Genomic DNA, 21,553 nt, shown 5'->3' on the forward strand with positions numbered 1-21,553 from the left:
GTCGGCCGAACCGTCCGGCCGCAGCCGGGCGGCGGCTTTCGTGCCGCCGCCCGAGACGAACGGTTCAGTCGCCCACCTGGGCGTCGATCTGCGCCGGACTGGCCATCGCGCCGGCCCACAGGCGCACTTCTTCGATGCGGGCGGGGAGGAAGTGCTTCCAGGTGCCGTTGGTGAAGCCCTTGCCGATGGCGAAGTCCCCGGTACCGAGTTGAACCGTGAAGGCGGCGGAGTCGCCGTTCTGGTTGTAGCCGAGGTGCAGGCTGATGGTGCCGGTGGTGGAGTCGTAGATGCCGGTCAGCCGGACCGGAGTATCCAGAGCCGCCACCTCTTCCGACGCCACGGAACTCCACGTTCCATCCGCGTTCAGGCGCCCGAAGTGCCACACGCCGAGCGCGACCGGTTTCTCCTCGAGGGTTTCCTCATCAAGTTCGGTGCCCTTGCCAGTGAGCTCGTACCAGAGGCCCCAGGCCGATCCGTCGGCGGTTCGTTGGCCCAGCACTTGCCCCGTGTATCCGACGTCTTTCCCGTACAGCTGCGCGCCGTCAAGCGCCACTCTCGTGGTCACCGTGAAGGGCGCATGGTCAGACACCAGCGGGCCGGCCGCAGTGGCTTCGTCGTTGACGCCGTCGAGCACGATGGCCCCATCGTTCAAGGAGGCGCCATTTGTCAGCGTGAGGTTGTGCCCATAGCCGGATGTGGTGTCCGCAACGGTCGTCCCACTGCCGCGATCGGCATTCCAGTCCGCCATCAGCTCCACACCCGCGAACTGCTCCGAAGTCAGCGTCCGCACCTCGTCGGCGATCTCTCGGGCTGTCAGCACCCTCTGCCAAATTGCGACTTCGTCGATCGCCCCCGGGAAGTACTGCACGCTGGTGGAGCCGGACTGGGCTCGGCCGATCTGCAGCGACCCTGTGGATTGCCACGATCCGTCGACGGCGAGTGGTCCGACCTGTCGGCGCCCGTCGACGTAGAAGTTCAGCTCCTTCTTCGCCGGGTCGTAGGTGGCGGCCAGATGCGTCCACACACCGGCCTGCGCCGGATACACGGCTTTCATACCCCAGAAGCCACTGCCGTCGGTCCGGTTCACACCGAAGAACCAAGTCTTTGCGGACGCGGAGTAGATGAAGGAGAAAGGGAGTCGTCCGTCCTGCGTCTGCTGCGCGAGGACCGTACCGATCTGATCAGTCTTATCCAGACGGACCCACGCGGACACGGTGTACGCGGACCGTGTCTCGATGACGGGCCTGCTGGACTGGGCGTACGAGCTGGTGCCGTTCAGCGACAGCCCCTTGTCCGTGACGGGTTCGGCCAGCGGCTGTCCCTGAGCATCATGGGTCATCACGCCTCGTCGGCCACGATCGTCGCGGGTAGCACCACCACCCAGCACGGCGTCGTCCTGTCCGCCGGCGTCGGCTGAGTCGATCGCGCTTCCGCTGCCTTCGTTGAAGTGGTAGCGCGCGACGGGCCCGTCGCCATCGGCAACCAGGAAGTCCACCGCGTTCCACGCCCCAGGGCGACCCGAATCAACACCATCCTTGGCGCGAACCCACAGCGTGAAGCTGCCAGCCCGATCCGGGGTGAGCGAAACACTCGCCGTTGCACCACTGACCGTCGCATAGGCCGTCATCCCTGACAAGCGGTACTCGTACGAGACGACGCCCGAGTCCCCGGCTGCCGGCGCGAAGCCAAAGGTGGCCTTCTGTCCCGGACCACCCATGCCTGCGCAGTCGTTGGGCAGGCACTCCTTGTACGGGCTGCCAAGAGTGATCTTCGGCGCCTTCGGAGCGGTCGGGTCCACCTTGAAGTAGCAAAACCCCGTGGTCGAACCGTTCGAGGGGCCGGCGAGATAGCTGGCGCCACTCTTGTAGTACGACTGCGTCCACGCTCGGTAGCGATACAGCTTGCCTTCGGTCAGCGTCGACCAGGTGATTGTCTGTTTCTTCCCGTCGCCTGCGTACCCGGTCGACGGCCGTAGATCGCCATTGCCCGCAGTGGTGTCCGACCAGGAGCCGTCGGTGTTCTTGTGGTCGAGGTCGAAGTAGATCCTCAGCTGCGCGTCATCTTCGCCGCCCGCTTTGGTCTGTGTGGTGGCGGTCAGTGTGGGGTTCGGGGCGGAGGTGATCGTCGGGTTCGTCTCGGCGGTCGAGCACACCGTTGTCGATCCGGCCACCAGACCGATCCCGGTGGGCTTGTCCGGGATTCCGACGAAGGAGACTTCGAGGACCGCATCGTTGCGGAACCGCTTCCAGGCAGAGGTGTCCGACTCGTCGTGCGCGCGTATCTCCAGGGTGAGCCGGGAGAACTTGCCAGCCGCGAAGTTCTTTACAGTGGAGGTGAGGTTCTCATTGGACTCGTCCGGATTGTCGTTGAACTCAATCGCCGCATTGGGCAGGCCTGGGCTGCACAGGTCCCCCCGGCCCGCCGAGACATACCGGTCGCCCATCCAGTCGAGTTCCTTGGGTCGTGACGACCAGGTGGTGGACGAGGAGATGTTGTTGGTGCGCACCAGATCCACCCAGCGCGGATCACACTGGAAGGCCCAGGGTTCGGTTACACGGAACGTTGCATCCAGGACGTGCTTGCCCTTGAGGCTGGCCGGCGAGAACTCGTAGTAGAGCTTCTGGACATACCCAGGCCCGCAGTAGTAGCCGCTCCAGCTGCCGCATTTGCCGGCACCCTTGCCTTGGTCGTCGTCGCCGTTGCCCCAGGCGTAGTCCTCGTAGCCGTCCGATCGCAGGAGCGTCCGCTCGGACTCACCCCAGGTCACCGGGGGGTCGATGAACAGGGGGAAGGCTGCCTCATCAGACTCGGTGAGCAGCTTCGCGTCCGGCACGATGGACAGCGTGTCCTTGCTGACCTCCACGTCCATCTTCACCACTTGATCGCCTTGTCCGGGCTCTGCACCGGAACCCGACGGGGCGGTCTCGGACGGGTCGGAAGGTGCCGTCTCATCCGGGGCGGCACGGCCCGATACGGCTGCGGGCATCGGCAGGTCCGAACCGGCCGAGTTCCACATCTGAGCAGGCGGCGCCTTGAACACCGTCTTGCCGTCCGAGTCGATCGCGGCAAGGTTCCCCGCCGCGCCCTCCTTCAGATGCAGCCCGGTGGTCTTCAGTCCGAAGGTGAGTTTCTTCAGCTTCTCGTTCGCAGCCGCCTCGGGCGTCTTGACCACCAGAACATGCTGGAAACTCTCCGCAGTCGCCGTGACCCTCAGGTCCACATCCGGCAGCACGTTCGCGTACACAGCGCTCGCGCCATCCAGCTTCGGCTGCGGCAACGAGCCCGGCCAGCTCAACTCAATCGAACGCCCCTGGCGTGAGATCTGAGCCAAGGGCTCCTTCTCGCCACCGCCGGAGAACACCATCTGCGGCGCCGAAGCCTTCGGGGCCACAGAACCGTCCGTACGCACCTCAAGCGTGGGATCCGGCTTCTGCCAGCCACCCCCGGCCTTGGAAACCCGGACCGGAACCGACGACTCTTGCGACGTGAAGGTGTAGCCGTCCGGATTCGCGTAAACCGTTGTCTGCTCGGACCGCTGCCCCAGGACCTCAACCCGCTCGCCCGATTCCTTCGCTGTGGCCAGCGCCTTCTGCCCCTCGGACAACGGCGCCGCATCGGCCTCCGCCGCAACTGCACCCGGGGCCTGCGCGACCACGGTCGACAACAACGCCGCCACTGCCACACCGATCACGCCGCGAGCGCCTCGACCAGGCAAATATCTTCGACGGCCGAGGCCATAGCTCCGCCCCCGCACGAACTCCACAGTCCCCACCCCAGAGTCACAAAACCGCTACAGGTGGCGAGAGTTAATGCTCCATCACCCTCAAAGGTCAAGCAAAGAAGTTGCCTTGACACGGGAAAGACGGCACACGAAAAACCTAAATGACGGGAGACGACCGGTTAGTCACCCCCACAACTTATTACGCTACCGAGACTCACCGTGACGAGGTCGACCCGTAACTCCACGACCTGCCGCCGCGACTCAAGGCCGCGCTTCTGCCCCCCGAGCAACCCATTGACATGCCCGTTCGGCCGGAAAGCGGCTTGACTGCTGGATTCATTTCGGCCGACCGGGGGGTTCGGTGAGGGGCCACCTGCTCAACCCTTCCTCGCCGAGACACGGAAGGACCACGGAGAGTCCACGCCTGGGCTGGCGCGCGACGGGATGTGTTGCCCTCGGCAGGAATTTCTCAAGATCCGAGACGCGCGGGAGATCTCACAGACGCGCTAGGAAGTGGCGCGGGCGGGGGCAGTGCGACCATCACTCGCTCGTCCTGACGTCGTGACAGTTCACGGCTGGTCGTCGTTGGCTGCTGCACGGGGCCATTCTGCGTGGAGAGCAGTCAGTCGCCATCAGAGTCCAGTGCCCGGGGACCGGTGTCATCCTTCTGTTCCGTGGGCTCGGGGACCGCCAGGCCGGTACCGATGAGGCGGCCGGTGATCATGACAGACTGCCGCCACTGGCATACCGCCCTACTGCCTCGCTCCCGACAACCACTTATGGTGATCACCTCGCCGCATCAGGCGACGCGGACACTCTGTAGCCCGGCACCTCCCAAGTGACCTCCTGTGGGGAGAATCTGGGGAGTACGACGGCCGCTGGGGAGCGCGTGGGGAGATCGAACCGCGTAACGCCAGGTGAAGCCGAAAGTCCCTGAAAGATGCGTTCGCGCAGGTCAGAAGCCGACCAGAGCGCATAACCGCAGGTCAGGGCGGCCTGGTAGACAACTTCAAGAAGATCTCGTCCTGGGCGGCGATCCTCTTCGCGCCGACGCTGGTGGGGACCATCTACGGGATGAACTTCGAGAACATGCCGGAGCTCGGCTGGGGGTTCGGATACCCCTTCGCGATCGGCCTGATGGGGATCGTCTGCGTCAGCCTGTACCTGATCTTCAAGCGGCGGGACTGGCTCTAGAGACCTGACACCGCACTCAGCCCTCCTTCGCGCTGTGCCCTCGCCTCTCCCACGGATCGGCCTCTCTGTGTCCCTCGGCCCGCACGGAGGCGGAGCGGACACTCTTCACCATCGAAGGGACCACGACCTGGCGCGGGCAGCCGTCGACTCCGCCGCTGCTCACAATCCGCAGGCCGGGCGCCACGTGTCGAGGCCGGGGTGGCGTCTCCCGGCCTCGACAACCCGCTCAGGTCACGGTGATCCGATCGATGTCGGGAGCCCATCCCGAAGGATTGGCGAGCGTGACGGTGTTCCCCGTACCTGCCTTGAGATCGACACTCACCGTTGTCGAACCGGGTTTCGTCCAGTCGGCGGTGGGAGCGAAGGCGACCGTGCGCGGTGTGCCGCCGTTGACCTGGACGGTCGCCGAGCGGGACACGGCCGTCGCGTAGTGGAGGGTCAGTGACGTGGTGCCGCCGCTGCCTCCGTCGACGCCCTTGAACGTGAGGGTGGCGCCGTTGCCGAGGTAGCCGACCTTGGCGCCGCCCGAGCAGCCGGCGCAGTCGGCGACCACGGCGGTCCCGGTGAGGGCGTTGCCGGTGGCTTCGGCCTCGTAGCCGACGGGATCGGAGGTGCCGCCGGAGCCGACGGTCATGGCTCCGAGGCCGAGCCAGCCGTCCGCGTTCTGTCCGGTGTTCGCGAAGCGCAGCTTCTTCGCCTTGGAACTGACGTCCTCCAGGGGGTTCTTGGCTTTCATGACGAGCTGGTAGTCACCGGAGGCGACGCCGGAGAGGTCGACGTTCGCGTCGAAGTACTGGGCGTAGCCGTAGTCGAGGTAGGTCGGGTCGGAGCCCACACCCCAGTCGGGGAAGGCCCGGATCTTCTGCGGCATGACCTTGCGCAGGTCCCACGGCGTCTCCCAGCTCCTGACGACGTTGCCGGAGGAGTCCTTGAGCCCGAGGCTGACCTTCCACGGGTAATAGAACGGGGCGACGCCGGTGTTGCTGATCCGTACGCCGACCTTGGTGCTGCCCTGCGCGGTGTCGTGGAAGTACGCGCGGTCGACACCCAGGTTGTAGCCCATGAGCCGGACCGCGGCGGCGACGTTGGGGTCGGTCGGTGCGTAGGCGGCGCTGCCTTCGTTGATCTTCCAGGTGGTGTGCTCGAGTTCGAGGCAGGCCTTCATGTTGTCGACCGCTCCCGAGCCGCCGGGCCAGGAAGCGAAGGCGGTGGGCTGGATCTCGGGCCGCACTTCACCGCCCATGGAGGCCGTGGTCCAGCGGTTCTCCACGCCCCGTTCGACGGCCTTCTGCAGTTGCGCGTACGAGGCTCCGCCCATCGATGCCGGCAGCGTGACTCCGGCGAGCGGGCTGCCTTCGCGGTAGCAGAACGAGTCGTCGTGGTATCCGACCGCCGGCAGCGTATCGGCGGTGCCTCCGGCCGACTCCGGGTATCTGACCTCGATCTTCGTGTGCGTGAAGGCACTGTTGTAGGCCTGGATGATCTCGGCGCCGTGGGCGTCGGTGGGCATGTAGTCCGGGTACGAGTCGCTCGAGGTGTCCGTGTCGTACGGCCAGGTGTGCCACTCGCCCCAGAGACCGACAAGTCCCATATGGATGAACCCGATCCGCGCGTCGCCGTCGTAGCGCTCGCCGTATGCGGCGATGAAGTTCTTGAGCGCGGTCAGCAGGTAGGGGCTGTCGTAGTCGGGGCTGGTGGTGTTCCAGTACGCGTTGGTGCGGTTGTCGACGTGCCCGGCGAAGCACGGAGGGATCGCATTGGCCGGGTGGCTGCCGGTGCCGCCGGGATACTCGATGTAGAAGCGGATGGCGGCCTGGTTGCCGTACGAGGCCGTCTCGTCGAGAGCCTTGTCCAGGACGCTCCAGTCGAAGTGGCCGCAGTCCGCCGCGTCGTTCATGACCTCGGACAGACCGAAGTAGCTCCAGGTCAGGGAGTGCGGGTAGCCCGTGTTCTGATCGCCTCCGGGCTGGTAGAAGCGGGCGAATCCCTTGAGCGGATTGTCCAGCGGCGCGTCGGCGCCGGTGAGGGTGTGCGCCGGGAGCGAGGGGTCCGGGTCGGGACCGGGCGCGGGCCGGGCGGGGGCGCCCGCGGCCGACGCCGTCGAGGATGTCGAGGCGTGGGACGCCGGGTCGGCCTGGGCGGTGACCGGCAGCGCGGCGAGAGCGAAGGCCGCGGCCCCGGAGCAGAGCGCGGCCAGCAGTCTTCTTCCGCGTCGTCGAGCGAAGGTGCGCATGGATCCAACCTCCGTGAGGTGATGAGGAGTTGTCGTCCAGCAGCCTCGAGGCGATCGAACGGCCCCACCCAACTCCCGCTTGACGTGGGGTTTTCTCTTCGGGCGGGCCGCTCGGCGACTCGTCTTCGCCGTCTCTCCCTGGGGTCCCGCGAGGCCGAGACCGCGGTTTTTTATGGGACAGCATTGACAAAGTTTCGCTGCTGCTCATCAATATGTGTCCACGGTGCCCCACTGACAAGAGGTGCGGCGCAGATCCGTTCGGAGGGGAACCATGGGCGCGGACACGGCAGTTGCGCCACCGGACAGGAGCACGGACACCGCGCGAGGAGGCACCCCGGCCCCGGCCCGGCGGCGCCGCCATCGTGACGACCGCAAGGCCGCCTGGCTGTTCCTGGCACCCGCACTGGTGGGCTTCGCGCTCTTCTACGCGTATCCGACCATCCGGGGCATCTACTACTCGCTCACCGACTACAACCTGCTCTCGCCGCCCGCCTTCACGGGCGCGGACAACTATCAACACCTCATCGGTGACGACCAGTTCTGGAACGCGCTGAAGGTCACCGGCACTTACGTCGTCCTGAACATCGGATCGCAGACACTGCTGGGCCTGCTCCTGGCCACCCTCATGCACCGCCTGACCCGGTCGGTGGCGCTGCGCGCGCTGCTGCTGGTGCCGTGGCTGGTGCCCAATGTCACCGTCGGCCTGCTGTGGATGTGGATGCTCGACGCCAACCTCGGCTTCGTCAACCACATCCTCGACGCCCTCGGCTTCGGCACGACGGGCTTCTTCACCTCACCGACCTGGGCCATGCCGACCGTCGCCGCCGTCAACACCTGGGCATACACGGGGTACACGGCGCTGCTCCTGTACGCCGGAATGCTCCAGGTGCCCCAACACCTCTACGAGAGCGCCTCGTTGGACGGGGCCGGCGAGTGGCGGATGTTCACGAAGATCACGCTGCCGCTGCTGCGCCCGGTCCTCGCCCTGGTCCTCGTGGTGTCCCTGATCGGCTCGTTCCAGATCTTCGACACGATCGCGGTGACCACCAAGGGCGGGCCCGTCAGCGCCACGCGCGTCATCTACTTCTACATCTACGAACAGGCCTTCACGAACTTCCACATGGGCTACGCGTCCGCCGTGGCGGTCGTCCTGGCGGTCGTCCTCGGCGTCCTGACCGCCGTGCAGATGCGCCTGCTGCGCGCCTCCCGCTCGGACCTGGCCTGAGGAGACAGACCGTGAACCGCATGTCCATCAAGGTCTCGCCCGGCCGGATCGCCGCGTGGGCCGCCCTGACCGTGGCGCTGGTCGTCACCGTCTTCCCGTTCTACTGGATGATCCGCACAGCCCTGACCCCGGCGGCCGACATCTACACCGACGCCACCGGACTCGTACCGGACCACCCGACGATGATCAATTTCCTGCGGGTCCTCGGGCTGACGAGTGAGGAGGAGGCACGGGCCGCCGGCGGGTCCGGGGCGCACGTGGACTTCCTGCGCTACCTGCTCAACTCCGTGGTCTACAGCGGGCTGATCGCCGTCCTGCAGACGCTGTTCTGTGCCATGGCCGGCTACGCCTTCGCCCGGCTGCGCTTCCCCGGGAGGGACGCGGTGTTCGGTGTGCTGATCGCCGCGCTCATGGTGCCGCCGATCTTCACCGTGCTGCCCAACTTCGTCCTGGTGAAGAACCTCGACTGGCTCAACACCTTCGCCGGCATGGTCGCGCCGAGCGTCCTCATGACGCCCTTCGCGGTCTTCTTCCTGCGGCAGTTCTTCCTGTCGATCCCGCGCGACGTGGAGGAGGCGGCCGTGCTCGACGGCGTGGGCGCCTGGGGCGTCTTCTGGAAGATCGTCATGCCCATGAGCCGCGGACCGCTGATCACCATCGGACTCACCACCACCGTGTGGGCCTGGAAGGACTACCTGTGGCCGCTGCTGACCGGGCGTGACGAGCAGACCCGCGTCCTCACCGTCGCCCTCGGCATCTTCCAGCAGCAGTCCCCCAACACCCAGCCCGACTGGACGGGACTCATGGCCGGCTCCGCGCTGTCGGTCCTGCCCGTCCTGGTGCTGCTCATCGTGCTCGGCCGCCGCCTGGTCGAGTCGCTCAACTTCACCGGCATCAAGTAGCCCCGATGCCGGGGCCGTTGCCCCCTCAAGAGTGTCACTCCCCCACACAGCACGAGCTCCCCCACGCCGCACGACTTCCCTCCTCGTACGAGTCAGAGAGGCTCCTCGTCATGAGTCCCAAGCACCTGCGCGCCGGCGCGGCCCTGCTGTGCCTGGCCGCCACGTCCACCCTCGTCTCCTGCGGGAGTTCCGACGACACGGCCGGAGGCAGGACCACCATCAACTACTGGCTGTGGGACGACAAGCAGCTGCCCGCCTACCAGGACTGCGCCGACGCCTTCCAGAAGGCCAACCCCGACATCACCGTCAAGATCACGCAGACGGCGTGGGCTCAGTACTGGCAGAACCTCACCACGCAGCTGACGTCCGGCGAGGCGCCGGACGTCTGGACCGACCAGGCCTCCTACTATCCGCAGTTCGCCACCAGCAACCAGCTCATGGACCTCCAGCCGCTCGTGGAGCGGGACAAGGTCGACCTGTCCGCCTACCAGTCCGGTCTCGCCGAGACCTGGGTCAAGGACGGCAAGCGCTACGGACTGCCGAAGGACTGGGACACCATGGCGCTCGTCTACAACACCGGCATGCTCAAGAAGCAGGGCGTGGACGCCGCCGAGCTCGACGCCCTGACGTGGAACGCCGACGACGGCGGCACGCTGGAGAAGGCGATCGCCAAGGCCACCGTCGACGCCGCGGGCCGCAACGGACTCGACCCGAAGTTCGACAAGAGCCATGTGAAGACGTACGGGTTCCTTCCCGAGTGGGCCGACGGGTCGCAGGGGCAGAACGGCTGGGGCGATCTGGCCGCCGCGAACGGCTTCACGTACCTCGACAAGAACCCGTGGGGCACGAAGTACAAGTACGACGACCCGAAGCTCGCCGAGACCATCGCCTGGTTCAAGCACCTCATCGACAAGGGCTACGCGCCGCGGTTCGACAAGCAGTCCACCGTCGCCAACTCCGAACTGCTCACCGCGGGCAAGGGCGCCATCATGGTCGCCGGCTCCTGGACCATCTCCACGTTCACCGACGCCAAGCTGAAGCAGCAGTTCGCCTTCGCCCCGCTGCCGACCGGTCCGGAAGGGCGCAAGAGCGCCGTGAACGGACTGTCCGACGCCATCTGGGCCGGGACTCCGCACAAGGAAGAGGCCTGGAAGTGGGTCAAGTTCCTCGCCTCACCCGACTGCCAGAATCTCGTCGCCAAGCGGGCCGTCGTGTTCCCGGCCCTGAAGTCCGCCACCCAGAAGGCGCTCGCCGCGCACAAGGCGAAGGGTGACGACGTCCACGTCTTCACCGACGCGGTGGCCGACAAGAACGTCACGTTCCAGCTGCCCGTCACCGAGCACGGCACCGAAATAGGCCCGATCGTCCAGGACGCCATCCAGTCGGTGATCCTCGGCAGGGCCAAGCCGGAGAGCGCCCTCAAGTCGGCCAACGACAAGGTCAACGGCCTCTTCAAGTAGTGACCGGCTTCCGTCCGCACCTCTCACCATGAAGCAAGGAGATCCATGGCCCAGCTCGCAGATCTCGGCGGCCTCACGTTGGCCGTCGAGCTCGAAGGCGACGCCCCGCCGCGGCCCGTCGACGGCGGCCTGCTGCTGCCGCCCGGCCGCGTGGCCCTGCTGCACGGCCTCGGCGACGCGCTGTTCTACCGGCACGGACACAACTCCTGGAGCCCGTGCGGCTGGCGCCGTCTGTCCGAGCCGCCGCTGCGCATCGAGAGCGCCGAACGCCGCCTGACCGCCGACGACACCGTGTGGGACGACCCGGCGCGCCACCACTCCTCCGCCGTCGCGGCCCTCCAGGGAGCCGACGGACAGGTGCTGCTGCTCGGCGCGCTCGGCCTCGACATCCCGCGCCTGACCGCCGACCGGGACGCGCTGGTCGGCTGGTACGAGCGCGGCGGAGCCCCCTGGTTCCTGGCGTACGGCACCGAGGACGAGGTCTTCGCCGCCTACGCCCGGCACCTCGCCGACCGACTCGGCCACAGCGACAAGCGCGCGGGCAACGTGTGGTGCAGCTGGTACGCCTACTACGAGAACATCACCGAGGAGCAGCTCACCAAGGACATCACCGCCCTGCGCGGCCTGCCCTTCGACGTCGTCCAGATCGACGACGGCTGGGAGCAGAGGGTGGGCGACTGGCACGCCAACGCCAAGTTCCCCTCCGGAATGCGTGCGTTGGCCGACCGCATCACGGAGGCCGGGCTGCGGCCCGGGCTGTGGATCGCGCCGTTCATCGTCCACCCCGACGCGCAGGTCGCCCACGAGCGGCCGGAGTTGCTGCTGCGGGACGGCGACGGCGCCCCGGTGACGGCCGGCCACAACTGGGGCACCGGCTACTGGGCGCTCGACCTCACACTGCCCGCCGCACAGGAGCATCTGCGCGAGATGATGCGCCGGGTCAGCCGGGACTGGGGATTCACGTACCTGAAGATCGACTTCATCGGTGCCGGCGCGGTGCCGGGGGCCCGGTTCGAGGACGTCGGCCGCGAGGAGGCGTACCGGATCGGCCTGCGCATCATCCGGGAGGAGGCCGGCCCGGACGCCTATCTCCTCGGCAGCGGCGCACCCCTGCTGCCCTCCCTCGGACTGCTCGACGGCATCCGCAGCGGCCCCGACGTCGCACCCCTGTGGGAGCACTACGCCACCCAGGACCCCTCCGACGCCCTGGCGCGCAACGCCGTCGTCAACACCGTGCACCGGCTGTGGCAGGCGCCCCTGCTGGAGGTCGACCCGGACGTCGTGTACTTCCGCAGCCGCCTCAATCTGCTGACCGAGCAGCAGCAGAGCTGGCTGCGCGACCTCGCCGACGTCTGCGGTTTCCGTGCGGTGTCCGATCCGCCGGGCTGGCTGCACCCGGACGAACTGGAGGCGATGACGGCGTACTTGGCGCACCGCCCCGAGGTGCGCAGGCTCGGCCGGTACCGCTTCGCGATCGACGGGCGCGAGATCGACTTCGGCCCGGCCGTCGCTCCGGACACGGAACAGCGCTATCCGATCGCCTGATCCGTGACCGTCGCGAGGGAGCGATCCACGATCCTCGTACGGCGGCCGCCCTGAATTAGTAAACTGCTCAGCATTATTCAGCAGCGGCCCGCAGACCCCACCAGGGAGCACCAGCATGGCGACGACCGGAACAGACCTGTCCCGGATGCGCGAGATGAACCAACTGTCGATCGTGTGGGCGCTGCGCGGCAACCCACCCGCCACCGTCACTGAACTCGCGGGCCGGGCCGGGCTGTCCCGGCCCGCCGTCGACGTGCTGGTGCAGTCCCTGGTGACCGACGGGTGGGCCGAGGTCGAGCAGCCGAAAGCCAGCAGCGTCGTCGGCCGGCCCGCCCGGCGCTTCCGGTTCCGGGCCACCGCCGGTCACGCACTCGGCATCGACATAGGCGTCCACAAGATCCTCGTCATGCTGAGCGACCTGGAGGGGAACATCGTCCGCAGCACGCGCCGACCGGTCGACCCTGAGGCCGCGCCCGAAGCTCGGCTGGCGTCGGTCGACGAGGTCATCGACGAGGTGCTGCGCGGCGTCGCCATGACGCCGGCCGACATCTGGGCCGTGACGATCGGTGTGACCGGCCCCGTCGACTCCAGCGGCCGCACCACCCTGTTCACTCCTCTCCCCGGCTGGAGCACCGCCGACCCGGCCGCTCATCTGGCAACCCGCTTCACCTGCCCCATTCAGGTCGAGAACGACTGCAAGCTCGCCGCCGTCGCCGAGCGTTGGAAGGGCGTCGCCCAGGACGCCGACGACATCGTCTTCCTTCTCGCGGGGCTGCGTACCGGCGCCGGCCTCATCCTCGACGGCACCCTGCGCCGCGGACACGGCGGCGCCGCGGGCGAGATCGGCGCGCTCAAGGCCGTGCGCTGGCTCGCCGCTCCGGACCACCTCGCCTCCTGCCCCGGGGTACCGGAGACGGCGGCGGCCGGCGACATCGCGGCCTGGGTGTTCCAGGCGGCCCGGGACGGTGACCGGGACGCGAGGGCCGCCGTACGCCGCTACACCCGGGACCTCGCGGTCGGGGTCGCCGCCCTCGTTCTCGCCCTGGACCCCGAGGTCGTCGTCTACGGCGGAGGGTTCTCCCGCTCCGCCGACGTCATCCTGGAGCCGCTGCGCCGAGAACTGACCAAGCACTGCCTGCGCCTGCCGGAGCTGCGCACCTCGACGCTCGGCGACGAGAGCGTGGCCCTGGGCGCGCTGCGTCTGGCCCTCGACGAGATCGACAGCCGCCTGCTGAGCGACGGGCTTGCGGCACCGACGGCTCCACGGGGCTAGGGCCGGTCCGGCGGATCAGGTCGCGCTCGGGGGCCCGTGCCGTTCTGTGCCGGTGAGCGGGGTCGGGTGTGCGCCACCACCGAACGCGGCCTGCTGCTCGCCGAGTTCCACCGCCGCGGCCCCGTGTGGCGCTTCCGTGCCGTCGGGCAGGGCTACGGCCACGGTCTCGACGCGCTCGCCCTCGGGTACGGCGTCGACATCGCCGGCTGAGGCGGCGCCGCGGTCGTGGCCCCGGCCGCTTGGCGCCGAGCGGCCCCCGCCCCGTAGGCTGGCCCGTGCAGCTGGTTCGCCCCGTCCGCCAGGCGGGAGCGTCGCAAGAGGGAACCCGGTGGGAATCCGGGACTGCCCCGCAGCGGTGAGTGGGAACGACCGCCGTCATACGCACTGGGTCCCGACGAACGGGACCTGGGAAGCGACGGCCAGTAGGTGTCCTCCGGATCGGAGGACGTGCCCGCGAGTCCGAAGACCTGCCATCTGCCCGTGCGCGTACGACGCGTGCGCGGACATCTCGGTGACCTCGAGGGCGGGTCGGCGTACACACCGGACGGACGACCGCGCCCCGGCGCGCGGGACCGTGCCGCCGGTCTGTCACTCCTTTCCGGCCGCGTCGGTCTCCGGGATCCCAGGGATACGTCTCTCGAAGGAGATCTCCGTGACCACCAGGACCGCGGCCGCGGCAGCACGGGCCACCGTGTACGGCTACCCCCGCCAGGGACAGAATCGCGAGCTGAAGAAGGCGATCGAGGGCTACTGGAAGGGCCGCGTCACCGCCGACGCCCTCCGTGCCACCGCCGCCGGACTGCGCCGCACGAACTGGCGGGAGCTGGCCGGCGCGGGCATCGGCGAAGTGCCGACCGGCGACTTCTCGTACTACGACCACGTCCTCGACACCAGCGTCATGGTCGGCGCGATCCCCGAGCGCCACCGCGCCGCTTTCGACGCCGATGCCCTGGACGGGTTCTTCGCCATGGCCCGTGGCACGCAGGACGTCGCGCCGCTGGAGATGACGAAGTGGTTCGACACCAACTACCACTACCTGGTGCCCGAGTTGGGGCCGGACACGGTGTTCACCGCTGACTCCACGAAGCAGGTCACGGAGTTCGAGGAAGCGCTCGCCCTGGGGCTGGCCGCCCGGCCGGTCCTCGTCGGTCCGGTCACGTATCTGCTGCTGGCCAAGCCCGCGCCCGGTGTCGCCGCCGACTTCGACCCGCTGACCCTCCTCGACCGGCTGCTGCCCGTGTACGCGCAGGTGCTCACCGAGCTGCGTGCGGCCGGGGCCCCGTGGGTGCAGCTCGACGAGCCCGCCCTCGTCCAGGACCGCACCCCGGCCGAGCTGAACGCGGCGGCCCGCGCCTACCGCGACCTCGGTGCTCTCGCCGACCGGCCCAAGCTGCTCGTGGCCTCGTACTTCGACCGGCTGGGCGACGCCCTGCCGGTCCTGGCCAAGGCCCCGGTCGACGGTCTGGCGCTCGACTTCACCGGCTCGGCGGCCGCCAACCTCGACGCCCTCGCGGCCGTCGGCGGGCTGCCCGGCAAGCGGCTGGTCGCCGGTGTCGTCGACGGCCGCAACGTCTGGATCAACGATCTGGCGAGGTCCCTCACCACGCTCGGCACCCTGCTCGGCCTCGCCGACCGGGTCGACGTCGCCCCGTCCTGCTCGCTGCTGCACGTCCCGCTGGACGCGTCGCTGGAGCGGGACATCGAGCCGCAGATCCTGCGCTGGCTGGCCTTCGCGCGGCAGAAGACCGCCGAGGTGGCGACCCTCGCCGCGGGTCTGGCCCAGGGCACCGGCAGCGTCACGGCGGAGCTCGCCGCGAACCGGGCGGACCTGGCGTCGCGGGCCGGATCCCCGATCACGCACGACCCGGACGTGCGGGCCCGCGCCGCCGCCGTCACGGACGCGGACGGGCGCCGCTCTCCGTCGTACGCCGAGCGGTCCGCCGCGCAGCGCGCCCACCTCGGCCTGCCGCTGCTGCCGACCACGACGATCGGCTCGTTCCCGCAGACCGGTGAACTGCGCGCGGCGCGGGCCGACTTGAGGGCGGGCCGTATCGACACGGTCGCGTACGAGGAGCGCATCAGGAACGAGATCCGCGACGTCGTCTCCTTCCAGGAGAAGACCGGCCTGGACGTCCTCGTGCACGGCGAGCCCGAGCGCAACGACATGGTCCAGTACTTCGCCGAGCGGCTCACCGGCTACCTCGCCCTGCAGGCCGGCTGGGTGCAGTCGTACGGCACCCGTTACGTGCGCCCGCCGGTCCTGGCCGGCGACATCTCGCGTCCCGGGCCGATGACGGTGCGCTGGACCGCGTACGCCCAGTCCCTCTCGGACCGCCCCGTCAAGGGCATGCTCACCGGGCCGGTCACCATGCTCGCCTGGTCCTTCGTCCGCGACGACCAGCCGCTCGGGGACACCGCTCGGCAGGTCGCTCTCGCGCTGCGGGACGAGGTGAACGACCTGGAGGCGTCCGGGACTTCGGTGATCCAGGTCGACGAGCCCGCGCTGCGCGAGACGCTGCCGCTGCGCGCCGCCGACCGTGCCGGCTACCTGGCCTGGGCCACCGAGGCGTTCCGCCTCACCACCAGCGGTGTGCGTCCGGACACCCAGATCCACACGCACATGTGCTACGCCGAGTTCGGTGACATCGTCCAGGCCATCGACGACCTCGACGCCGACGTCATCAGCCTGGAAGCGGCCCGCTCCCACATGCAGGTCGCCCACGAGCTGGCGGGGCACGGTTACCCGCGGGAGGCGGGACCCGGCGTGTACGACATCCACTCGCCCCGCGTACCGGGCGTGGCGGAGGCGGCGGCCCTGCTGCGTGCGGGACTCGAGGCCATCCCGGCCGAACGGCTGTGGGTCAATCCGGACTGTGGCCTGAAGACCCGCGGCTGGCCCGAGACCCGGGCCTCCCTGGAGAACCTCGTCGCCGCGGCGCGCACCGTCCGCGCGGAGCTGGGGTCGACCACGTCCTGACGCCGGCACGCCCGTGCCGGGCCGTGGGCATCCCTGCGCCCCGGCCCGGCACGGGTCCGCGTCCCCAGGGGGAGGGTCAGAACGCGTATCTGACGCGCAGCCAGGGCGCGTGCGCCGCCAGCAGTTCACCGAGCCGCGCGAGCGAGCGCTGCTTGATCTCGTGGGCGTAGCGGACGTTGAGGGCGCCGTTCTGGGAACGCTTCGTCTCCTGGGCGGCGGGCTGCCACAGCACGTCCTCGGCGCGGGGATGCCAGCCCAGGTTGACCTCGTGCAGCGCCTGGTTGTGCGTCAGCATGATGACCTCGGCCGCCGCCTGTTCCTTCACCCGGGCGGGCAGGACGTCGTCGAGGTGGGTGAGCAGTTCGGCCCAGTCGCGCTGCCATCCCTGGCGCAGGACGACCGGCGAGAGGTTGAAGTGGATCTCGTATCCGGCGTCGAGGAAGTCCGCGGCCGCGGCGATCCGGTCGGCGATCGGGCTGGTGCGGATGTCCAGCAGCCGGGAGTCGTCGGCGGGCATGAGGGAGAACCGCACCCGGGTCCGTCCCTGGGGGTCGAGGGCGAGCAGGTCGGGGTTGACGAACTTGGTGGCGAACGACGCCTTGGCCGTCGGCAGGCCGCGGAACGCGGCGACGAGATCGGCCGTGTTGTCGCAGACGAGGGCGTCGACGGAGCAGTCGCCGTTCTCGCCGATGTCGTAGACCCAGGCCTGCGGATCGCACTGGTTGGGTTCCGTCTTGGGGCCCTGGGACCGTACGTGGCGCCGGACGTGGGCCACGATGGCCTCGATGTTGGTGAACAGCGTGATGGGGTTGGCGTAGCCCTTGCGACGGGGGACGTAGCAGTAGGCGCAGGCCATCGCGCAGCCGTTGGAGGTGCCCGGGGCGATCCAGTCGGCCGATCTGCCGTTGGGGCGCGTGGCGAGCGTGTGCTTGACCCCGAGCACGAGCGTCTCGGTCTTGACGCGGACCCACCGGTCGACGTTGCCTTCGTTGCCGTGGAGGGAGGGGATGCGCCAGTGGCTGTCGACCTCGGTGACGCGCACGCCGGGCAGCCGGGCCATGATCTGGCGGCCGCGCGGCGAGTCGAGGGCCGCGGGCTCCGCGTAGACCTCGCGGATGTCGAGCAGCCGGCGCGCCTGCGGACTGTCGCGGAACGCTCCGTGCGGGGCCGGTGCCGGGGCGGCGTCCTGCCATCCGAACAGCGCTTCCTGCTCGGGCTCCCCCGAGGCCGGTCCTGCCGCCTGCCGATCCACGTGCTGTTCCTCTCCGCGGCCCATCCTCTCAGGCCTCTGCCACCTCTCAGCTCTCGGACATCACAGGTCTCTCAGTCCTGGCGGTCGCGCTCCTGCTCCAGCAGTGCGTCGAGGTCGCGGAGGCGGTCGAGGCCGCGCACCGCCTGTGCCATGCGGGCGTTGTGCTCGAACCGGTCGCGGTGGCGGTGCAGCAGGTTCCAGTACCCGGCGGTGAACGGGCAGGCGTCCTCGCCGACCCGGACGGACGGCTTGAACCGGCAGGGGCCGCACAGGTCGCTCATGCGGTCGATGTAGGCGCCGCCGGACGTGTAGGGCTTGGTGGTCATGCGGCCCCCGTCCGCGTACTGCGACATGCCCACCACGTTGGGGACCATGACCCAGTCGTAGCCGTCGACGAAGCTGCGGTGGAACCAGTCGGTGACGGCCCCCGGCTCCCAGCCGCGCTGCAGGGCGAAACTGCCGAGGATCATCAGGCGGGGGATGTGGTGGGTCCATCCGGTGTCCCTGACCTGTTCCAGGACGTGGGAGAGGCAGTTCGCCTCGGTGCCCTCCGGGGAGAGCTCCGTGAACCAGTCGGGCAGTTCCGCGTGGTGGCGCAGGGTGTTGCTGTCGCGGTACCGCGTACCGAAGTACCAGTAGACGTGCCAGACGTACTCGCGCCAGCCGGCGACCTGGCGGACGAATCCCTCGACGCTGTTGAGGGGCGCGTCGCCGGAACGCCACCGGGCCTCGGCCCGTTCGACGCACTCGGCGGGGTCCAGCAGCCCGAGGTTCAGCGACGAGGAGAGCAGGCTGTGGCTCATCGTCGCGTCCCCGGACAGCATCGCGTCCTCGTGCGCGCCGAACGTGGCGAGCCGGTGCTCGACGAAGCGGCGCAGCGCGGCGAGTGCCTCCCGGCGCGTGGCGGGGAACCAGCGGGGCGCGTCCTCGCCGACGAACTCGACGTCCCCGTCGCGCGCCCAGCGGTCGAGGTCGGAGCGCACCTCGGCGTCGATGTCGCTCTCCCGCGGGTGGTAGGGCGCGGGGACGCCCAGGTCGGTGGCGCCGCGGGGCGGGGGCTGGCGGTTGTCGTGGTCCAGGTTCCAGCGGCCGCCGGCCGGCCGGTCGCCCTCCATCAGCAGGTCGTGCGACTGGCGGACCCAGCGGTAGAAGTCCTCCTGGCGGAGGTGTTTCGTGCCGCGGCCGTCCGCCCAGATCCTGAACTCGTCGTGTGTCATGAGGAAACCGCGGGCCGGCAGGACGCGGACGGAGGCCAGGGAGTCCACGAAGTCCCGGGCCGCGTGCGTGGTGGGGTGATGGACCGTCACGGGGTCGTCCCCCACCGCCTCGCGCAGGCCCTCGCGATAGGTGTCCGCCCTGACGTACCGCACCCGGTCGCCGAGTTCGGCGGCCCGGTGGCGCATCGCCGACAGGATCAGGTGGGCCTTGGCGCGGTGGAACCGCCTGCGCCGGAAGACGCTGCGGGCCTCGATCATCAGCAGTGGCGCGTTCCGGTGCGGGCCGCCGCGCGCGGGGTCGGCGAAGTGCGGGCCGAGCTGATCGCCGAACAGCCAGTGAGGGGTGCCGGACTCTTCGTCGGTCATGCCGGGCGCTCCATCGATGTGTCGTTGCCCGGTCGGCGCGCCGCGCCGACCGGGTCCTTGGTCGTCGATCAAAGCGCACGGCGGCGCGGGCCGGACCCGGCACACGCCGGGCGGGCCGCTTCTCGCGTGAGGGGCGCCGAGGCGGCTTCCTCCCGGGAACGCCTGTGCGATCATGCTGCGGCGACGACTGCCCTGGGGAGGGGCGGCATCGCGGGACGGCTTGGGCAACGGCGGGGAGCGCAGCGTGAACTCGGGTGGGGATCAGGGCGGTTCGTCCGTGTCGGACGAGGAGTGGGAGCGGTTCCTCAGAGAGTCCGAGGAGGGGGTGCCCGACGCCCCCAAGGAGCCGTCGGCGCGCGCCCGCATGGTGACACGGCGGCTCCAGGAGCAGTCCGGGCAGCCGGAGGGGTGGCGGACGCACCGACCGCCCCGCGCGCGGAAGCGGGGCTGGTACGTGGTCGGGCTGCTGGCCGCGCTGGCGCTGGTGTTCGTCGCGCTCGACCCGGGCCGGGTGACCGGCTGGTTCGGGGGTGGCGACGACGCGCCCCCGGCCAGGGTGCCGTCGGCCGGACAGGGCACGCTGGAGGATCCGTTCCTGGGATCGCCCGCCGCGGACTGGGCCGACGGGGCGGCCGGGATCGGCGTGCCCGCGGCCCGGGCCACCGGCTGGATGGGCGAGGCGCAGGTCGCGCGGGCGCTGCGGCGGACCCGGGACTTCCTCGTGGCGTCCAGCCTGGATCCGAAGGTGCTGCGCGGCGAACGGCCCGACGAGGCCGTCGCGTTCATCAACCCGCGCCAGCCCGGGGAACAGGAGTTCCTGGACACCTCGCTGACCGCGCCGAGCGCGGAGGACAACCCGCTCGTGCTGTTCAGCCGCTTCGACCGGACCGAGGTGCGGCTCGTCGGGGACGTCGTCAGGACGCGGGGGCGGATGACGTACCGGGAGGGCGAGAACGGTGCGCTGGAGGTGACCACCGACGTGACGTACGTGTATCCGGTGGTGCGGGCGGAGCGGGGCAGCTCCCAGGTGGTGCGCACGATCGTGCGCCGCGAAGTGGTGGTGAACTGGGACGATCCGGCGAAGGTGCGCACGAAGGCGGGCACCTTCTCCGTCGTGCGCAACAGCGTGGACACCACGAACGCGGGATGCGACACCTATACGGGCTACCTCACCCCGGAGTTCGGCACCGGGCAGGCGGCCGACGGCCCGACCGTCGACCCGTACGACCGCAGCGCGCCGATGGAGGCCCGGGCGGGCGCGTCCGGGGACCAGACGTGCGGGACCGCCACCCGGTCGTGAGGCCGCACGGCCCTATCCGGCGCGCAGCGCGTCGACCGCGATCCGGGCGGCGGTGCCGATGACCGCGTCGGCGGCGGGCAGGGTGGCCGCGGTCTGCGCGGTGCGGGTGAACACGGCGACGGCGTAGCGGCCGCCGTCCGGGTACTCGACGACTCCGGCCTCCGCGCGCAGCGTCGGCAGCGACCCGGTCTTGCCCGCGACGTGCACGTCGTCGAACGGGAAGCCGGACGCCAGCCGGTGCGGCCACACCTGAAGGCCCATCAGGCGCCTCATGGCGGCGCCGTGTTCGGCCGTGCATGCCTCGTCGCGCCAGATCGCGCCGAGCAGCCGGGTCAGCTCGCGCGGCGTGCTGCGGTTGGAGCGGGCCGGGTCGAGGGCGCGCAACCGCCCGATGACGTGCGGGTCGGCCAGCGCGCGGGCGCCGGCCGGGCCGACATCCTCCTTGATGGAGGCCATCGTGGCGCCGAAGGTGTGGACGGCGTACGTCGCGTCGAGGCCGAGGCGGGCCGTCGTGCGGTTGACGGCGTCGAGGCCGACCCGGTCCAGGAGCAGGTCCGCGGCGGCGTTGTCGCTGACCGCCATCATCAGGTAGGCGAGGTCGCGCAGCGAGAGGCGGGCCGCATCGAGCATCGCGGCGAGCCCGGTGGGCCCCGCGGTGCGGTCGCCCTGCGGGCAGTCGACCTGTTCGGTGAGGTCGAGGGCGCCGGCCGCCGCCCGCTCGTGCAGGGCGACCAGCAGCGGCAGCTTGTGCACGCTCGCCGTGCACACCAACTCGTCTGCCTCGACGTCGAGTTGAGCGCCCGAGTCGATGTCGAGGGCGTGCAGCCGGCCGGTGACGCCGGCGTCGGTGAAGGCCGCGCGGACGCGTTCGCGGAAGTCGGTACGGAT

12 protein-coding genes, 2 pseudogenes and 1 riboswitch are annotated in these 21,553 nt (G+C 69.7%); of the genes and pseudogenes, 9 read left to right on the forward strand and 5 right to left on the reverse strand.

Annotated elements, in window-relative coordinates; genetic code table 11:
- Positions 1–64: 64 nt before the first annotated feature.
- Positions 65–3,691 (reverse strand): LamG domain-containing protein, encoded by a 3,627-nt coding sequence (locus ACQUQD_RS09025; protein ID WP_428951512.1) that lies wholly within the window; start codon positions 3,689–3,691, stop codon positions 65–67.
- A gap of 1,032 nt (positions 3,692–4,723) precedes the next feature.
- Here ACQUQD_RS09025 and ACQUQD_RS09030 point away from each other — a divergent pair.
- Positions 4,724–4,915 (forward strand): annotated as a pseudogene (locus tag ACQUQD_RS09030) (CorA family divalent cation transporter); the annotation flags it as partial.
- Positions 4,916–5,141: 226 nt separating this feature from the next.
- On the opposite strand, the gene ACQUQD_RS09035 reads toward ACQUQD_RS09030, so the two are convergent.
- Entirely contained in the window at positions 5,142–7,148 is a 2,007-nt protein-coding gene (locus ACQUQD_RS09035; protein ID WP_428951513.1) for a DUF4832 domain-containing protein, read from the reverse strand.
- 271 nt (positions 7,149–7,419) lie between these two features.
- Between ACQUQD_RS09035 and ACQUQD_RS09040 the strand changes: the two genes are divergently transcribed.
- The 7 genes and pseudogenes from ACQUQD_RS09040 (at position 7,420) to metE (ending at position 16,530) form a co-directional block, all read left to right on the forward strand.
- On the forward strand, positions 7,420–8,373 hold the full coding sequence (locus ACQUQD_RS09040) for a carbohydrate ABC transporter permease (RefSeq protein ID WP_428951514.1): 954 nt from the start codon (positions 7,420–7,422) through the stop codon (positions 8,371–8,373).
- A gap of 20 nt (positions 8,374–8,393) precedes the next feature.
- Positions 8,394–9,275 (forward strand): carbohydrate ABC transporter permease, encoded by an 882-nt coding sequence (locus tag ACQUQD_RS09045; protein ID WP_428957495.1) that lies wholly within the window; start codon positions 8,394–8,396, stop codon positions 9,273–9,275.
- Positions 9,276–9,385: 110 nt separating this feature from the next.
- Positions 9,386–10,735, forward strand: coding sequence for an ABC transporter substrate-binding protein (locus ACQUQD_RS09050; protein WP_428951515.1), 1,350 nt, complete (start codon positions 9,386–9,388; stop codon positions 10,733–10,735).
- A gap of 45 nt (positions 10,736–10,780) precedes the next feature.
- Complete coding sequence (locus ACQUQD_RS09055; RefSeq protein ID WP_428951516.1) at positions 10,781–12,280, forward strand: glycoside hydrolase family 36 protein; 1,500 nt, start codon at positions 10,781–10,783, stop codon at positions 12,278–12,280.
- Positions 12,281–12,395: 115 nt separating this feature from the next.
- Complete coding sequence (locus tag ACQUQD_RS09060; RefSeq protein ID WP_428951517.1) at positions 12,396–13,553, forward strand: ROK family protein; 1,158 nt, start codon at positions 12,396–12,398, stop codon at positions 13,551–13,553.
- 72 nt (positions 13,554–13,625) lie between these two features.
- A pseudogene (locus ACQUQD_RS09065) lies at positions 13,626–13,763 on the forward strand (TerD family protein); the annotation flags it as partial.
- Between the two features lie 55 nt (positions 13,764–13,818).
- Positions 13,819–14,042, forward strand: a riboswitch (cobalamin riboswitch).
- A gap of 163 nt (positions 14,043–14,205) precedes the next feature.
- Positions 14,206–16,530, forward strand: coding sequence for a 5-methyltetrahydropteroyltriglutamate--homocysteine S-methyltransferase (gene metE, locus ACQUQD_RS09070; protein ID WP_428951518.1), 2,325 nt, complete (start codon positions 14,206–14,208; stop codon positions 16,528–16,530).
- A gap of 76 nt (positions 16,531–16,606) precedes the next feature.
- On the opposite strand, the gene ACQUQD_RS09075 is transcribed toward metE, so the two are convergent.
- Both ACQUQD_RS09075 and ACQUQD_RS09080 read right to left on the reverse strand, forming a co-directional pair.
- Positions 16,607–17,782 (reverse strand): spore photoproduct lyase family protein, encoded by a 1,176-nt coding sequence (locus tag ACQUQD_RS09075; RefSeq protein WP_428951519.1) that lies wholly within the window; start codon positions 17,780–17,782, stop codon positions 16,607–16,609.
- A 71-nt stretch (positions 17,783–17,853) separates the two neighbouring features.
- Positions 17,854–19,365, reverse strand: a complete 1,512-nt coding sequence (locus ACQUQD_RS09080; RefSeq protein WP_428951520.1) for a cryptochrome/photolyase family protein — start codon at positions 19,363–19,365, stop codon at positions 17,854–17,856.
- Between the two features lie 244 nt (positions 19,366–19,609).
- Here ACQUQD_RS09080 and ACQUQD_RS09085 point away from each other — a divergent pair, with 244 nt between their 5' ends.
- Positions 19,610–20,665 (forward strand): hypothetical protein, encoded by a 1,056-nt coding sequence (locus tag ACQUQD_RS09085; RefSeq protein WP_428951521.1) that lies wholly within the window; start codon positions 19,610–19,612, stop codon positions 20,663–20,665.
- Between the two features lie 12 nt (positions 20,666–20,677).
- On the opposite strand, the gene ACQUQD_RS09090 is transcribed toward ACQUQD_RS09085, so the two are convergent.
- Positions 20,678–21,553, reverse strand: a complete 876-nt coding sequence (locus ACQUQD_RS09090) for a serine hydrolase (protein WP_428957496.1) — start codon at positions 21,551–21,553, stop codon at positions 20,678–20,680.

Source organism: Streptomyces sp. cg35 (assembly GCF_050410835.1).
In the GTDB taxonomy this organism is placed as follows: domain Bacteria; phylum Actinomycetota; class Actinomycetes; order Streptomycetales; family Streptomycetaceae; genus Streptomyces.

Bases quoted from the DNA above. Each gene is read 5' to 3' on its own strand.
- ACQUQD_RS09040 (WP_428951514.1), top strand. From the start codon at position 7,420: ATGGGCGCGGACACGGCAGTTGCGCCACCGGACAGGAGCACGGACACC.
- ACQUQD_RS09060 (WP_428951517.1), top strand. From the start codon at position 12,396: ATGGCGACGACCGGAACAGACCTGTCCCGGATGCGCGAGATGAACCAA.
- ACQUQD_RS09045 (WP_428957495.1), top strand. From the start codon at position 8,394: ATGTCCATCAAGGTCTCGCCCGGCCGGATCGCCGCGTGGGCCGCCCTG.
- ACQUQD_RS09050 (WP_428951515.1), top strand. From the start codon at position 9,386: ATGAGTCCCAAGCACCTGCGCGCCGGCGCGGCCCTGCTGTGCCTGGCC.
- ACQUQD_RS09035 (WP_428951513.1), bottom strand. From the start codon at position 7,148: ATGCGCACCTTCGCTCGACGACGCGGAAGAAGACTGCTGGCCGCGCTC.
- ACQUQD_RS09055 (WP_428951516.1), top strand. From the start codon at position 10,781: ATGGCCCAGCTCGCAGATCTCGGCGGCCTCACGTTGGCCGTCGAGCTC.
- ACQUQD_RS09080 (WP_428951520.1), bottom strand. From the start codon at position 19,365: ATGACCGACGAAGAGTCCGGCACCCCTCACTGGCTGTTCGGCGATCAG.